A 15005-nucleotide genomic window follows, 5' to 3' on the forward strand; every position below is an offset into this window, starting at 1 on the left:
CGATCGCCCACGGGCTCCCGGCCACCCCCACCGCCCGTGTCCACGGCGGCCTCGTCAGTGGTTCCGGAGAGCCGACACGAGCTCGCTCTTGCGCATGGTCGAGCGGCCCTCGATCCCGATCTCGCGAGCTCTCTTGCGCAGCTCGGTCACGGTCCACTCCTCGTAGGCGGGCGACGACCCACCCTTCTTCCCGACCGTGCTGCGGGACGATGCCGCCGCGGCGTTGGCGATACGCGCGGACTTCTCCTTGGAGTTCCCCTCGTCGCGCAGGGTCTCGTACAGCTCCTTGTCCTTGACCGAAGGACCGGGGTCTCGCCTGGGCACAGGATCACCTCTCGAGGTCTCGATGAACAGGTCTCTCGACCGTACGACGACCCCGCAGCACTTGCTCGGCACGTGGCACCGGGCCAGAGCAGGTCAAGAGCGGCGAAGACGACCAGGAGGAGGATTCGCCCAAAAACGCACGCCGATGGCATCCCAGGTAAAGCGCTCCCCAGAATGCTGTCATGCCGGTGCCACTTGGGGGTACCCTGGCTCTGTTGACGGCGCTCTAGACGTCGGGTGCCGAGAACACGACGAGCGGGGGCTCTGGACTCATGACTCCGAGCAAGACGACGACCACCGGCGGTATCACTCTCCTCGAGCAGCCGGATTCGAGTGTCGTGGACATGTGGGGCGAGATCGACGTGGCGCTGCGCAGCGAGGCGAGTGCCGCACTGGCGAACGCACTGGACCGGGACGTGCCTGTCGTGATCGACACCTCGAAGGTGACGTTCATGGACTCCACGGGCATCGCGTTCCTCGTGCAGTTCTACACGATCGGCAGCGAGGAGGGCCTGCAGGTCAGCCTGCGCAACCCTCCGACGGTCGTCACGGACGTCCTGGAGATGCTGGGCGTGATCGACATCTTCCCGGGGCTGCCGACGCACCACGTCGAGCACGACGAACCACAGCACCAGAGCGCGGTCTGACCCGCCTCGCGGCGGGCCGGACCACGCCCGGCGGAGCGGGACGGACCACGCCCGGCGGCGACGGACCCGACCAAGCGCCGGGCGCACCCGTCCGAGCGCGGCCGGACAGTCGGCCGGGTCGGCCTGCCGTCAGGCCGACCGCCGATCAGGCCAGCCCGGCTCCCTCGGCTGCCAGCGCGGCCGCGCCCACGATGCCCGCGGCGTTGCGCAGCTCGGCCGGGATGATGGGCGCCTTGAGGTGCAGCAGCGGCAGGAAGTTCTCGTGGTGCTTGGAGATCCCGCCGCCGACCACGATCAGGTCGGGCGAGAAGAGCATCTCGACGACCTCGAAGTAGCGCTGGAGCCGAGCGGCCCACTCCTCCCACGAGAGGTCCTCCCGGCCGCGCGCCGACTCCGCGGCCCGTGACTCGGCGTCGAACCCGTCGATCTCGAGGTGGCCCAGCTCGGTGTTGGGCACGAGGATCCCGTCGACGACCAGGGCGCTGCCGATGCCCGTGCCCAGGGTCGCGAGCAGGACCACGCCCTTGGTGTCCTTGGCCGCGCCGTAGCGGACCTCGCCGATCCCCGCGGCGTCCGCGTCGTTGACCGCGACGACGTGCCGCCCGGTCTCCTTCTTGATCAGCGCGGGCAGGTCGACGCCCTTCCAGGACTTGTCGAGGTTCGCGATGAACCCGATCACGCCGTGGTGGATGGGGCCGGGGAAGGCCACGCCGATCGGGACGTCGTGCGGCAGGTCGTACTCGTCGACGAGCTCGGCGATGACCTTGGCGACGGCCTCGGGCGTGGAGGGCTGCGGCGTCGGGATGCGGTGACGCTCCTGGGCGAACTCGCCCGTGGCGAGGTCGACCGGTGCGCCCTTGATGCCGCTGCCGCCGACGTCGATCCCGAAGGCCAGCCCGTGGTGGTGGTGTGAGTGCTTGCTCATGGCAGGGTCAGGATCTCCGCTCCGTCTTCGGTGACGACCAGGGTGTGCTCGAACTGCGCGGTCAGCGACCTGTCCGCGGTGACTACGGTCCACCCGTCGTCCCACATGCGCCACTCGGGGCCGCCGAGCGTCAGCATGGGCTCGATCGTGAAGACCATGCCCGGTTCCATGACGGTGTCGTGGTCGGGGGCCGCGTCGTAGTGGGGGATCACGAGCCCCGAGTGGAACGACTCGCCGACGCCGTGGCCCGTGTACTCGCGCACCACGCCGTAGCCGAACCGGTGCGCGTACTTCTCGATGACGCGGCCCAGGACGTTGACCTCGCGCCCGGGTCGCACGGCCTTGATGGCCCGGTCGAGCGACTCGCGCGTGCGCTGCACGAGCAGCGCGGCCTCCTCGCTGATCTCACCGACCGCGAACGTGGCGTTGTTGTCGCCGTGCACGCCGCCGATGAACGCGGTGATGTCGACGTTGACGATGTCGCCCTCGACCATCTCGGTCGAGTCCGGGATCCCGTGGCACACGACCTCGTTGAGCGAGGTGCACAGCGACTTGGGGAAGCCGCGGTAGCCGAGCGTCGACGGGTAGGCGCCGTGGTCCAGGAGGAACTCGTGCCCGATCCGGTCGAGCTCGTCGGTGCTCACTCCGGGGGCGACGTGCATCCCGACCTCGGCGAGGGCCTGGGCCGCGATGCGGCTCGCGACCCGGATCCGGTCGAGGGTCTCGGGGTCCACGACGTCGTCGCCCGTGAAGGGCTGCGGGCCGGGCTGCCCCACGTACTCGGGCCGTGCGATCGAGCGTGGCACGACGCGCAGGGGAGAGACCGACCCCGGGACCAACGGTCCGCGTGGGGCGGTCAGGACGGAGGAATCGGGCATGCCGCCAGTCTACGGAGTGCCCGCGGCCCGGTGCGTACGGCCGACACCGTGCGCGCGGGTGAGGCAGGATCGTCCTATGACGAAGGAACGATTCTCCGACGACGGCGACCCGGTCTCCGAGGACCAGTACTACTTCGACACGCGCACGGGGGAGGTCTCGAAGGGCCCGCAGTCGACGTGGTCCTCGCGCATGGGCCCGTACCCGACGCGTGAGGCCGCGGCCCAGGCGCTCGAGCTGGCCCGTGCCCGCTCCGAGGCCTGGGACGAGGAGGAACGGGAGCGCGAGCGCGACAAGTGACGGATCCGGCCGGTCGGGCCGGCCGCTGGACCGTGGCGCTCGCGGTGCTGCTCGCGGGCCTCGCGGTGGGATGGGTGTCCTGGCTCGCATTCGGCAGCGGCGCGGGCGACGAGCGCCCGGCGCCCTCCCCGAGCCCGACGACGGAGCGCACCTCGGGTGCGTCCGCGACCGACGTCCCCGGCGTCGCAGGCTCCGGCAAATCGTCCCCACCGGACCCTGCGTCGCTCCCGCTGACCGGGCTGACGGTCGCGCTCGACCCGGGGCACAACGGCGCGAACGCCCAGCACCCGGACCAGGCCGGTGCGCTCGTGCCGGACGGTCGCGGGGGCTCCAAGGCGTGCAACACGGTCGGCACGTCGACCGACGCGGGCTACGCCGAGCACGCGTTCACGTGGGACGTCGCCTCGCGGGCCTCCACGGCGCTCGAGGACCTCGGTGCACGGGTCGTCCTGACCCGCGCGGACGACGATGGGGTCGGGCCGTGCGTCGACGTCCGGGGAGGCTTCGCCCAGGACGTGGGGGCGGACGTGCTCGTCTCGGTCCACGCCAACGGCAGCGACGACCGCGCGGCGAAGGGGTTCTTCGTCATCGTCGCGGACCCGCCGCCGGTCGTCGAGATCGACGGCCCGCCGCGGGCCGACGACGCGGCGTCGAGCGAGCGTCTCGCGACGGCCATGGTCGGAGCCCTGGGATCCGCGGGCTTCACGCCTTCGGGCAGCGTCGCCGGCGCGATCTCGCGGCGCGGCGATCTCGCGACGCTCAACCTCGCCGCGCGCCCCGCGGTGCTGCTCGAGCTCGCCGAGATGCGCAACCCGGACGAGGCCGCGCTGGCGTCCTCCGAGGAGGGACGCCAGCGCTACGCCGACGCGATCGCCGCGGGCGTGGTCGCCTGGGCGGGGTAGCCCCCTTCCCCGGAGCAACCGCAGGCCGGCGAGCCTCCCCGCCCCGAGGCAAGGGGCCCGGCACGGCGACGCCCGACGGCGCCACGCACCCCGGGTGCACCGGAGCACCCCGGGGGGAGCGACGCCGTCGGGCGGGGAGGGGCTACTTCTCGAAGCTGTGCGCCGCGTCCGGGAATGTGCCGCCCTTGACCTCTTCCGCGTAGTCCTGCGCGGCCCGGCCCAGGGCCGCACCGATCTCCGCGAACCGCTTGGCGAAGCGCGGCGACCACTCGGTCATCCCGGCGAGGTCCGTCCAGACGAGGACCTGGCCGTCGCACTCGGGACCCGCGCCGATCCCGATGGTCGGGATGCGCACGATCTCCGTCACGCGGGCCGCGACCTCGACCGGGACCATCTCGAGGACCACGGCGACCGCGCCCGCGTCGGTCACGGCGACGGCGTCCTCGCACAGGCGCTCGGCGGCGTCGTCCCCGCGGCCCTGCACGCGCGGCCCGCCCAGGATGTTCTCCGACTGCGGTGTGAAGCCCAGGTGCGCGACGACGGGGATGCCCGCGTCGGTCAACGCCCGGATCTGCGTGGCCGAGCGACGCCCGCCCTCGAGCTTGACCGCGTGCGCGCCGGTCTCCTTCATGATGCGCACGCTCGTCGCGAGGGCCTGCTCCGGCCCGGCCTCGTACGAGCCGAACGGCAGGTCCACGATCACGAGCGCACGCTGCGCGGCCCGTGCGACGCCGCGCGCGGCGGGGATCATGTCGTCGACCGTGACGGGCAGCGTGGTCCGGTGCCCGTGCATGGTGTTCCCGATCGAGTCGCCGACGAGGAGCATGTCGATACCCGCCTCGTCGAAGATGCGGGCGGTCACCGCGTCGTACGCGGTGAGCATCGTGAGCTTCTCGTGCCGCGCCTTGGCCTCCGCGAGGTGGTGGACGCGGAAGCGCTTGACGGGCGTGGCCGGGGTCTGGCCGGGCTGGGTGTGTGCGGACATGCTCTCGTCTCTCCAGGTCGTGCGGCCCGCCGGTGGTCGGTGGGCCGGTCGTACGGGAAGCAGGTGGGGGCGTGCGGCCCTGGCGGTGAGCCGGACTACTCGGCCGGCTCGCGCCAGCGGGACGTGACGGGCAGGCGGCGGTCGCGGCCGAACGCGAGCGAGGTGACCTTGGGGCCGAGCGGGTACTGGCGCCGCTTCCACTCGGCGCGGTCGACGAGTGTCACGACCTTGTCCACGACCTCGGGGTCGAACCCGCGGGCGAGCAGCTCGGCGCGCCCCTCGGCGTGCTCGATGTACGCGTCGAGGACCTCGTCGAGCAGGTCGTAGGGAGGCAGCGAGTCCTGGTCGGTCTGGCCGGGTCGCAGCTCGGCCGACGGCGGCTTGGTGATCGAGGACTCGGGGATCGGGGGGATCTCGCCCGCGTCGAGCGCGGCGTCGTTGCGCCAGCGCGCGAGGGCCCACACGCGCGACTTGTCGACGTCCTTGAGCGGCGCGTAGCCGCCGATGCTGCCCGCGTCGTAGATGGTCGCGTAGCCCACCGCGAGCTCGGACTTGTTGCCCGGCGCGATGACGAGGTGGCCCTCGCGGTTCGAGATCGCCATGAGGACCACGCCGCGCACGCGTGCCTGGAGGTTCTCCTCGGCGACGCCCTCGAGCGCGAGCTCGCCCTGGAACGCCTCGACCATGGGCGCGATGGGCTGCACGCGGTAGTCGGCGCCGAGGCGCTTGGCGAGGTCGGCGGCGTCGTCCTTGCTGTGCTCGGACGAGTACGACGAGGGCATCGAGACGCCCACGACGTTCTGGCCGCCGATCGCGTCGGCCGCGAGGGTCGCGGTGAGCGCCGAGTCGATCCCGCCCGACAGCCCCAGGACGATCGACCGGAAGCCGTTCTTGCGCACGTACCCGGCCAGGCCCGTGACGCAGGCCCGGTAGACCTCCTCGTCGGGGTGCAGCGGGGGAGCGATGCGCCCCGTGGGGTAGACGGTCGCCGGCGCGGTGCCCGTCAGGTCGGTGGAGGACGCCCGCGCGGGCAGGTCCCAGACCAGCAGGTCCTCGACGAACTGCGGCGAGGACGTGAGCACCGAGCCGTCGGGGCCCACGACGAACGACCCGCCGTCGAACACCAGGTCGTCCTGCCCGCCGACCATGTTGACGTACGCGACGGGGGCGTCGACCTCTGCGGCGCGGCGCGCGGCCAGGTCCGTGCGGACGTGCCCCTTGCCCTCCTCGTACGGAGAGCCGTTGAGCACGAGCAGCAGGTCGATCCCGTGGCCGGCCTCGTCGAGACCGCCCAGCGTGGTGATCGGCCCGCCGTCCTGCCAGATGTCCTCGCAGATGACGATGCCGACCGCGCGGCCCTCGATCTCGACGACGAGCGGCTCGGTCCCGGGCGCGAAGATGCGGAACTCGTCGAACACGCCGTAGTTCGGCAGGTGGTGCTTGTCGTAGGCGGCGAGGACCTCGCCGTGCTGGATGACGACCGCGCGGTTGGTCGGCAGGTCGGCCGGTGCCCCCGAGGCCGCGCGCTCGGGCGTGTCCGGCGTCCCGGCGGTCCCCACGGTGCCCAGGACGACCGTGACGTCACCCAGGCCCTCGCGCTCGAGCTGCGCGGCGACGTCGGCCGCCGCGGCCCATGCGGCGCGACGGAACGAGGCGCGCAGCGCCAGGTCCTCGATCGGGTAGCCCGTGAGCGTCATCTCGGGGAACGCGACGACGTGGGCGCCCTCGCCCGCCGCGCGCCGGGTCCACTCGAGGATCTTCGCCGTGTTCTGGTCGATCGCTCCGACGCACGTGTCGATCTGTGCGAGGGCGATGCGCAGTTCTGCCATGCTCGCCAGCCTATGCGAACCCGCCGGTCAGGTGCCCATCGGTACCGTTCGGCGCGCGGCCGTGGCACGCTGGCGACACGTCGCGCCGTCAGGACGCGTCGTAACCCGCTCGACACACTCATCAGGCAGGATGTAGCCATGGACAGGCAGCAGGAGTTCGTGCTCCGCACGGTCGAGGAGCGCGACATCCGCTTCATCCGTCTCTGGTTCACCGACGTGCTGGGGATGCTCAAGTCGGTCGCGATCGCGCCCGCCGAGCTCGAGTCGGCCTTCTCGGAGGGCATCGGCTTCGACGGCAGCTCGATCGAGGGCCTCACGCGCGTGTACGAGGCGGACATGATCGCGCGCCCCGACCCGACCACGTTCCAGGTGCTGCCGTGGCGCGGCGACCGCCACGGGACGGCCAGGATGTTCTGCGACATCCTCACGCCCGACGGCGAGCCCTCGCTCGCGGACTCGCGCAACGTGCTCAAGCGCGCGCTGGCAAAGGCGAGCGACAAGGGCTTCACGTTCTACACGCACCCCGAGGTCGAGTTCTACCTCTTCAACCACCCGGCGGACGCCTCGTCGCCGCTCGTCCCGGTCGACCAGGGCGGGTACTTCGACCACCTGGCCCGCGGATCGACGCACGACTTCCGTCGCGCGGCGATCACGATGCTCGAGTCGATGGGCATCTCGGTGGAGTTCTCCCACCACGAGGCCGGCCCCGGCCAGAACGAGATCGACCTGCGCTACGCCGACGCCCTGACCACGGCCGACAACCTCATGACGTTCCGCACGGTCGTCAAGGAGGTGGCGCTCGAGCAGGGGGTCTTCGCGTCGTTCATGCCCAAGCCCATGGCCGACCAGCCGGGTTCGGGCATGCACACGCACCTGTCGCTGTTCGAGGGCGACCGCAACGCGTTCCACGAGCCCGGTGCGCAGTTCGAGCTGTCCAAGACGGCGCGCTCGTTCATCGCGGGCCTGCTGGTCCACGCCGCGGAGATCACCGCGATCACCAACCAGTACGTGAACTCCTACAAGCGCCTGTGGGGCGGGTCGGAGGCCCCGAGCTACGTCTGCTGGGGCCACAACAACCGCTCGGCGCTCGTGCGCGTGCCCATGTACAAGCCGGGCAAGGGCAACTCGAGCCGCATCGAGTACCGCGCGCTGGACTCCGCGACCAACCCGTACCTCGCGTACGCGGTCATCCTCGCGGCCGGTCTCAAGGGCATCGAGGAGGGCTACGAGCTCCCCGAGGAGACCGAGGACGACGTGTGGGAGCTGACGGACTCCGAGCGCCGTGCGCTCGGGATCAAGCCGCTGCCGCAGTCGCTCGACGCCGCGATCCAGATCATGGAGACGTCCGAGCTCGTCGCCGAGACCCTGGGCGAGCACGTGTTCGACTTCGTGCTGCGCAACAAGCGCCAGGAGTGGGACGCGTACCGCTCGCAGGTCACGCCGTTCGAGCTGAAGCGGTTCCTGCAGGTCCTGTGAGCCCGTCCTCCCGCGGGCCCGTCGGGCCTTGGTGGTCGCGATGACCCCGGGGCCCGACGGCGGCGCTCACCTCAGCAGCTTCGGCGCGCCTGCGGGTTCCCGGCGCACCACCCCGACCTCGCGCCTGCGCAGGCTCGGGTTCGCCGACGTCACCCGCTCGTTGTCGCTGCTCGACGACAAGGACCTCGTGGGGGTCCTCGGGCCCCTGTCCGAGGAGCTGCTCGCCGCGGTCGGCGCGACCGCGGACCCTGACCTTGCGCTGCTCCAGCTCGCCCGGCTGTCGTCCGCGGTGGCCGGGGACGAGGCGTCGTGCACGCTGCTCAGGGACGTGCTCTCGGGCGCGGCGGCGGGCGAGGCCGCCGCGGACACCGGCGAGCTGCCGACCGACACTGCCGGCAAGGCTGCGGGCGCGGGCGCCCCGGCGACCGCCTCGCGCCCAGGCTCGGATGACGCCACTGAGGATGCGTCGGCGTCGCACGGCCCCGTCCCGACCGGGCGCGACCGCCTCCTGGCGGTGCTCGGCGCCTCGGTCGCGCTCGGCGACGACCTGGTCTCCCACCCCGAGCTGCTGCACGTCGTCGCCGACCCGACGCCGGGGACCGGGGTGCCGGCGGAGGCCGTGCGCGCCGAGCTGCTGCGCGCCGTGGATGCAGACCCCGACGCGGGGCAGCCGGTCGCGGCCGTCCCCGTCGGCGCGGCCACCGACGCGATGCGCCGGGCCTACCGTGCGCGCATCCTGCGGATCGCGGCGACCGACCTCACCGCGCCCGACCCCCTGACCGCGATGCCCGCCGTGGCCGCGGCGCTCGCGGACCTGGCTGCGGCCGCGCTCGAGGCCGCGCTCGCGGTCGCCCGCTCCGAGCTCGACGACCACGGCGCGGGCGTCCGGCTCGCTGTGATGGGCATGGGCAAGTGCGGGGGGCGCGAGCTCAACTACGTGTCCGACGTCGACGTGATCTACGTCGCCGAGCCCGCCGACGGGTACGACGAGGCCTACGCCACGAGCGTCGGGGCACGCCTCGCGACGGGGCTCGCCCGGGTCTGCTCGGGCACGTCCTCGGAACCGCCCTTGTGGCCCGTCGACGCCGCACTGCGCCCCGAGGGCAAGAACGGGCCGCTCGTGCGGAGCCTCGCGAGCCACCTCGCGTACTACGAGCGCTGGGCCAAGACCTGGGAGTTCCAGGCGCTGCTCAAGGCGCGCCTGGTCGCGGGGGACGCCGAGCTCGCGGCGGCCTACCACGACGCGATCAACCCGTTCGTGTGGACGGCCGTGGCTCGGGAGAACTTCGTCGAGGACTCCCAGGCCATGCGCCGCCGGGTCGAGGACCACGTGCCGGCCGCCGAGGCGGACCGCCAGCTCAAGCTCGGCAAGGGGGGACTGCGCGACGTCGAGTTCACGGTCCAGCTCCTGCAGCTCGTGCACGGCCGGGCCGACGACTCGATCCGCAGCCCCAGCACCCTCACGGCGCTCGCCGCGCTGGCGGCGGGTGGCTACGTCGGCCGCGAGCACGCCGCCCGCCTGGCCGCCTGCTACCGGTTCCTGCGCTCGCTCGAGCACCGCATCCAGCTCTTCCGCCTGCGCCGCACCCACCTCATCCCGACCGGGGAGGACGACCTGCGCCGTCTGGCCCGGTCGGTGGGCATGCGCTCCGAGGGCGCCGAAGGGCTCATGGAACGGTGGCGCGCGACGCGCCGCGAGGTGCGCGCGCTGCACGAGGAGCTGTTCTACCGGCCGCTGCTCCCGGCGACCGCGCAGCTCTCGACCGAGGAGGCGAGCCTCGCACCGGAGGCGGCCAAGGCGCGCTTCCAGGCGATCGGCTACCGCGACCCCGCGGGTGCCATGCGCCACGTCGTCGCGCTGACCGAGGGCGTGAGCCGCCGCGCGGCGATCCAGCGTCAGCTCCTGCCCGTGATGCTCGGCTGGTTCGCCGAGGGCGCGGACCCCGACGCGGGGCTCCTGAACTTCCGCACGCTGTCCGAGGAGCTCGGCTCGACCCACTGGTACCTCAAGCTGCTGCGCGACTCGGGGTCGGCCGCGCACCGTCTCGCGACGCTCCTGTCGAGCTCGCGCTACATGGCCGACGCCCTCTCGCGCTCGCCCGAGTCCGTCGCCTGGCTCGCGGACGACGCCGAGCTGGCCCCGCGCGGAGCGGCCCGGCTGGCGGTCGAGGCCGACGCGATCCTGACCCGTGCCGACGTGGCCGGTCCTGCGGCCAAGGCCCTGCGGGCGGTGCGCCGTCGCGAGCTCGCACGCACGGGGGCCGCGGAGATCCTGGGCGTCGTGGACGCGGTCGACGCGGCGCGCGCGATCTCCGACGCCGCCGACCTGCTGCTCGTGGGCGGACTGCGGGTCGCGCAGTTCGTGGCGCGCCAGGAGCTCGGGATCGCGGGCCCCGCCGACGATCCCGCCCGCCTGCAGGTCGTCGCGATGGGACGCCTGGGTGGCCGGGAGATGGGCTACGGCTCGGACGCCGACGTGCTCTTCGTGTACGAGCCCGTCGAGGGGGCCGCCGACCGCGACGCCCAGGCGTTCGCGCTCCTCGTCGCGACCCGTCTGCGCTCGCTGCTCGGGGACATGGGACCCGAGCCGGGGCTGCCCGTGGACGCTGACCTGCGCCCCGAGGGCCGCAACGGCCCGCTCGTGCGCTCGTTCGAGTCCTACGCCGAGTACTACGACCGCTGGTCGGCCGCGTGGGAGAGCCAGGCCCTGCTGCGCGCGCGGCCCGTCGCAGGAGACCCGGGGCTCGGCGAGCGCTTCGTCGAGCTGGTCGACCCCGTGCGCTACCCGGCGGGCGGGATCGAGCCCGCGACCGAGCGCGAGGTCCGGCGCATCAAGGCGCGCGTCGAGGCCGAGCGGCTGCCCCGCGGCGTCGATCCCTCGCGCCACCTCAAGCTGGGCCGCGGCGGGGTCTCCGACGTCGAGTGGACCGTCCAGCTTCTCCAGCTCCAGCACGCGCACGAGGTCCCGGGTCTGCGGACGACGTCGACGGTCGACGCCCTCGAGGCGGCCGCGGACGCGGGCATCGTCACGCCCGACGACGCCGCGACCCTGGGGGAGTCGTGGCACCTCGCGTCGCGGTTGCGCAGCGCGCTCGTGCTCTGGTCCGGTCGCACCGGGGGCCCCTCGGCCGACGTCCTGCCGCACGAGGTCCGGGCGCTCGCGGGCCTGGCGCGCGTGATCGGTGAGGAGTCGGGGGCCGAGCTCGAGGATCGCTACCTGCGCACGGCCCGGCGGGCGCGTGCCGTCATGGAGCGCGTGTTCTACGGCGAGGACTGAGCGTCCCGTTCCTCGTCGAGCCGGTGGCCCGGTCGACGTGGTCCGTGGCGTCGGCGCGGGCTCGTCGCACGCTCCCACACCCGGCCACCCTCGCGCCTACTGCGCGCGGCCGTCCTCGTCGCACGGCGGGGTCACGGAGATGCCGACCGCGTCGAGCTGGGTCTCGACGAGGACGAGCGTGCGCTCCATCGCGACGGGTTGCAGCTTGCCGACCTGGTGCCCGTGCGGATGGTCGAAGAAGACGAGCAGGCAGAGCATGAGCGAGATGACGAGCGTGACGCTGCCCATGAGCACCGACTGCGTGACGGCGCCCTCGGCCGAGTCGGCGAAGAAGAGCATGAACACGAAGATCGTCGCGGAGATGGCGAACAGGACGAGCCACAGGGGGAGCGGGATCAGTCCCTCGGCGCCGTGCACGCGGGCCTGGCGCGCCTGCTCCCGGTCGGCGGTCTGGTCCATCCACCGGTCGTAGGCCGACTGCTCGGTGTCCGAGGCGGGCTCGACCCCGCGGATGGTGCGGAACATCTCGACGCCCCAGGGGTTGACGGCGTCGCCGAGCCGCGCGTCGGCCATGGCCTCCCACTCGGTCGTCGCGACCGAGCGCGCGTAGCAGACGAGCTGGCCCGACAGCTCGGCCCCGGCGTCAGCGGGAAGGAACTGCGCCGTCTGGATCTGCTGCGCGACGACCTGCGCCTCCTCCTCGGCGCCGCTGCGCGCCTCGTCGTAGGACTCGAAGGCCAGGAAGATGATGAAGCCCAGGAGCACCGAGAAGCCCGTGGCGAGGACCCCGAACACGCCCGAGGCGCGGTCCCCGTCGCGGAAGCGGCTGCCCTCGGGTGCCCGCGCGCGCACGAGCAGCATGGCCGTGACCGTCACGGCCGTGGCGCCGAACGTGACGAGCGCTGCGATCAGGATGTTCACGGCTTCACACCTGCACCGGGTAGGAGATCAGGACGCCCAGCGTCGCGAGGAGCGCGACACCGCCGATCCCGACCATCGCGAGCCGCAGCCGGGGCGACGAGAGCTTCGCCCCGATGCCGCCGAAGAACAGCACCGACGCGCACAGCACCGTGGCGAGCACGTAGTTGTCCTTGACCCCGTTGGCGTGGTGCGCCCGCGCGGCGGCAGCGTCGGCCTTCTTCTCGAGCCGCTGCGACTCCTGGGTCGCGGAGAGCACGTACTCGTCCATCGCGAACGGGCTGGGCGGTGCGTCGGCGTTGGTCGACGGGTCCAGCGCGACCCACGCCTGGACCGCGGGCTCGAACTCCTCGCGGAACCGTGCGTAGAGGAACCCCGAGTAGGTCGCGGGGTCGGGGACGTAGCCGGGAGCCGGGCCCACGCGTCCTTGCTCCTCGTCGAGCGCGCTCAGCCAGTCGGTGAAGAGCTGGACGTCGATGATGGTCTGCTGCCCCGCGAGCGTCGAGGCGCGGTTGCTCTCGGTGCGTGCGGCACCGGCCGCGCTGTACGACGTCGCCATCTCCCCACCCCACTGCGCGCTCTGGAACGCGGACCAGGCCGTCATGACGGTCGCGATCGCGAGCAGGACGGCCGCGACGAGCTCGAGGTGCCGGTGGACCGCAGCGACGGGGCCGCCCGGTGCGGCCGGGCTGCCCGGACCGGTCGACGGGTTGGTGGCCCCAGGCGTGGACCGACCACGGGGGCTGGGGCTCCCGTGGTCGGTCACGTCGGTCCTGTGCGCGCTCGTCCGACTAGGCGAGTGCCTTGGCCTTGAGCGTGGCGAACTCGTTCTCGTCGATCACGCCGGCGTCGAGCAGGGCCTTGGCGTCGCTGATCTGGGTCGCCGCGGAGGACTCGGACTTCGCGACCCCCCGGATGTACGCGTCGGTCTGGGCCTTGGCCTGCGAGACGTCCTGCATCTGCCGTTCGGCCATGCCGCGCCCTCTGGCGATGACGTAGATCAGCGCCGTGAGGAACGGGACGAGGACCAGCGCGACGATCCACAGCGCCTTCCACCAGCCGCTGAGCTCGTGGTCCCGGAAGAGGTCGGCCAGGATCCTGAACAGGATCATGAGGTACATGAAGAAGAAGAACCACCAGATCATCAACCAGAACCAGTCCATGAAGCTGTCCATGCGACGTCCTCCTCGTACGGGTGCCGGTCAACCGGCAAGGATCTGAGACTTCTGGGCCTCGAACTCTGCGGGGCTCAGGATGCCCTGGTCGCGCAGAGCGGCGAGCTGGGTGAGCTGCGCGATCCGGGCGTCCATGTCGACCGGCGCCGGTGCGGGTGCCGGTGGCGGTGGCGCGGGGGCGTAGGTCGGCTGGGGTGCCGGCTGCTGCGGTGGCGGGGCTTCCTGGGACGCCCAGCGCCCCGCCTGTCGTCGCGAGACGCGGTTGGAGACGGCCGTCGCCGTCCCAGCCACGACGGCGGTGCGTGCGACTCCTCGGATGAGTCCGGGCATGGTGTGGGCCTCCTAGGTCGGTCCGGGATCAGTCGGTGGATTCGTCGGCCTCGAGCGCGGCGAGCACGGCCTGCACAGGGATGCGCCCCCCGGCCACGAGCTGGGCGCCGCCTCGCCGTAGTGCGGTCGCGAAAGGGGCGGCCCAGACGTTCTCGTAGACGAGCACGGCCGCCGTCCTGCCCGGTTCGACGGCCTCCGCCGCCTCGGCCAGGTCCTCGTGGCCCAGGAGACCGGACACGGCCCCTGCGAAGATCTCGAGCCCGGTCGTGCCGTCGGCGAGCTCGTCGAGCTCGAGGCCGGTCACGGTCCCGTCGTCCTCCTTGCGGAGCACGAGCAGGTCGAGCACCCTGACGATCCCTCGGTCGACCAGGTCGACGAGCAGGGGGAACGCCTCGCCGGTCATGGCCTCCGACGGGAACTCGACGATCAGGTAGTCGATGGGTCCCGACTCCTGCAGGTCGGTCGGCTCCTGTGTCATGGGTCGGTCGTCCTTTCCTTCGGGGGCTGGGCCCGGTTGCACGGGGCGCGCACACCGCCCTGCCTGGGACCAGACTGCTCCGCAGGAGCGTGGTCGTCGTCATGCAGACCGCATGAAGTTCGGGTCAGGGACCGCACACCCGACGTCCCGGCGAATCATGTGATCGTGGTGATGCGCGGCGGTCTGCCGGCGTGCGGCAATGGGGGGACATGACCCGGCGACAGGATCGAAGGGCACGACGTGGACTACACCGACCGACTACGGCGCTTCGCCGCCAACGACGCACGGCTCGAGGAAGACCTGGAGGCCGAGGAGGTGATGCTCGACCCCAAGACCCTCGCCCTCGTCCGCCTGGCGGCACTCGTCGCGGTCGGCGGAGCCGAGCCGACCTACGGCAGCGAGGTCGACGACGCCGTGAACGCAGGGGCGACCACCGCCGAGATCGTCGACGTCCTGTCGGCGACCATCCCGATCGTCGGGCTGCCGAGCGTCGTGGCGGCAGCCCCCAAGCTCGCCCTCGCGCTCGGGTTCGACCCGTTCGACGTGAGAGAACCCGGGTAGCG

The 15005-nt window shown here is 72.5% G+C and carries 16 protein-coding genes; 6 read left to right on the top strand and 10 right to left on the bottom strand.

Features of this window, described 5'->3' with window-relative positions:
* Positions 1-54: 54 nt before the first annotated feature.
* Complete coding sequence (locus tag ASE27_RS13360) at positions 55-324, bottom strand: Rho termination factor N-terminal domain-containing protein (RefSeq protein ID WP_056651094.1); 270 nt, start codon at positions 322-324, stop codon at positions 55-57.
* Between the two features lie 272 nt (positions 325-596).
* Here ASE27_RS13360 and ASE27_RS13365 point away from each other — a divergent pair, with 272 nt between their 5' ends.
* Positions 597-971 carry an STAS domain-containing protein gene (locus tag ASE27_RS13365; RefSeq protein WP_056651097.1) on the top strand — a complete coding sequence of 125 codons (375 nt, stop codon included), beginning with the start codon at positions 597-599 and terminating at the stop codon, positions 969-971.
* A 145-nt stretch (positions 972-1116) separates the two neighbouring features.
* On the opposite strand, the gene ppgK is transcribed toward ASE27_RS13365, so the two are convergent.
* On the bottom strand, positions 1117-1896 hold the full coding sequence (gene ppgK / locus ASE27_RS13370; protein WP_056651100.1) for a polyphosphate--glucose phosphotransferase: 780 nt from the start codon (positions 1894-1896) through the stop codon (positions 1117-1119).
* On the bottom strand, positions 1893-2774 hold the full coding sequence (gene map / locus ASE27_RS13375; RefSeq protein ID WP_056651102.1) for a type I methionyl aminopeptidase: 882 nt from the start codon (positions 2772-2774) through the stop codon (positions 1893-1895). The genes ppgK and map overlap by 4 nt, the downstream gene beginning before the upstream one ends.
* A gap of 76 nt (positions 2775-2850) precedes the next feature.
* Here map and ASE27_RS13380 point away from each other — a divergent pair, with 76 nt between their 5' ends.
* Together ASE27_RS13380 and ASE27_RS13385 are read left to right on the top strand one after the other, a co-directional pair.
* A complete protein-coding gene (locus tag ASE27_RS13380; RefSeq protein WP_056651104.1) occupies positions 2851-3072 on the top strand; it encodes a hypothetical protein in 222 nt (73 codons plus the stop codon).
* The gene (locus tag ASE27_RS13385; RefSeq protein ID WP_056651107.1) at positions 3069-3974 is read left to right on the top strand and encodes an N-acetylmuramoyl-L-alanine amidase; all 906 of its coding nucleotides are present in this window, start codon (positions 3069-3071) and stop codon (positions 3972-3974) included. The genes ASE27_RS13380 and ASE27_RS13385 overlap by 4 nt, the downstream gene beginning before the upstream one ends.
* A gap of 142 nt (positions 3975-4116) precedes the next feature.
* Here ASE27_RS13385 and panB read toward each other — a convergent pair whose 3' ends face one another.
* Positions 4117-4959: a 3-methyl-2-oxobutanoate hydroxymethyltransferase gene (gene panB, locus ASE27_RS13390; protein ID WP_056651110.1), complete on the bottom strand. Its 843-nt coding sequence runs from the start codon at positions 4957-4959 to the stop codon at positions 4117-4119.
* A 95-nt stretch (positions 4960-5054) separates the two neighbouring features.
* Positions 5055-6788, bottom strand: a complete 1734-nt coding sequence (locus ASE27_RS13395) for an NAD+ synthase (protein ID WP_056651111.1) — start codon at positions 6786-6788, stop codon at positions 5055-5057.
* 138 nt (positions 6789-6926) lie between these two features.
* On the opposite strand from ASE27_RS13395, the gene ASE27_RS13400 reads away from it, so the two are divergent.
* Together ASE27_RS13400 and ASE27_RS13405 are read left to right on the top strand one after the other, a co-directional pair.
* Entirely contained in the window at positions 6927-8264 is a 1338-nt protein-coding gene (locus ASE27_RS13400) for a glutamine synthetase family protein (RefSeq protein WP_056651115.1), read from the top strand.
* Positions 8265-8304: 40 nt separating this feature from the next.
* The gene (locus tag ASE27_RS13405) at positions 8305-11541 is read left to right on the top strand and encodes a bifunctional [glutamine synthetase] adenylyltransferase/[glutamine synthetase]-adenylyl-L-tyrosine phosphorylase (RefSeq protein WP_056651476.1); all 3237 of its coding nucleotides are present in this window, start codon (positions 8305-8307) and stop codon (positions 11539-11541) included.
* 96 nt (positions 11542-11637) lie between these two features.
* On the opposite strand, the gene ASE27_RS13410 is transcribed toward ASE27_RS13405, so the two are convergent.
* Genes ASE27_RS13410 through ASE27_RS13430 form a run of 5 tightly spaced genes read right to left on the bottom strand, consistent with a single transcriptional unit; the run spans position 11638 to position 14442 of the window.
* Complete coding sequence (locus ASE27_RS13410; protein ID WP_056651118.1) at positions 11638-12462, bottom strand: DUF4239 domain-containing protein; 825 nt, start codon at positions 12460-12462, stop codon at positions 11638-11640.
* 4 nt (positions 12463-12466) lie between these two features.
* Positions 12467-13225 (bottom strand): hypothetical protein, encoded by a 759-nt coding sequence (locus tag ASE27_RS13415; protein WP_056651121.1) that lies wholly within the window; start codon positions 13223-13225, stop codon positions 12467-12469.
* Between the two features lie 25 nt (positions 13226-13250).
* Positions 13251-13634, bottom strand: coding sequence for an SHOCT domain-containing protein (locus tag ASE27_RS13420; RefSeq protein WP_056651125.1), 384 nt, complete (start codon positions 13632-13634; stop codon positions 13251-13253).
* Positions 13635-13661: 27 nt separating this feature from the next.
* Positions 13662-13964 (bottom strand): SHOCT domain-containing protein, encoded by a 303-nt coding sequence (locus ASE27_RS13425; RefSeq protein ID WP_056651127.1) that lies wholly within the window; start codon positions 13962-13964, stop codon positions 13662-13664.
* Between the two features lie 28 nt (positions 13965-13992).
* Positions 13993-14442, bottom strand: a complete 450-nt coding sequence (locus ASE27_RS13430; RefSeq protein ID WP_056651130.1) for a DUF6325 family protein — start codon at positions 14440-14442, stop codon at positions 13993-13995.
* Positions 14443-14682: 240 nt separating this feature from the next.
* On the opposite strand from ASE27_RS13430, the gene ASE27_RS13435 reads away from it, so the two are divergent.
* Positions 14683-15003, top strand: a complete 321-nt coding sequence (locus tag ASE27_RS13435; protein ID WP_056651132.1) for a carboxymuconolactone decarboxylase family protein — start codon at positions 14683-14685, stop codon at positions 15001-15003.
* The last annotated feature ends 2 nt before the right edge of the window (positions 15004-15005 follow it).

The sequence above is a fragment of the Oerskovia sp. Root918 genome, assembly GCF_001428945.1.
Classification (GTDB): domain Bacteria; phylum Actinomycetota; class Actinomycetes; order Actinomycetales; family Cellulomonadaceae; genus Oerskovia; species Oerskovia enterophila.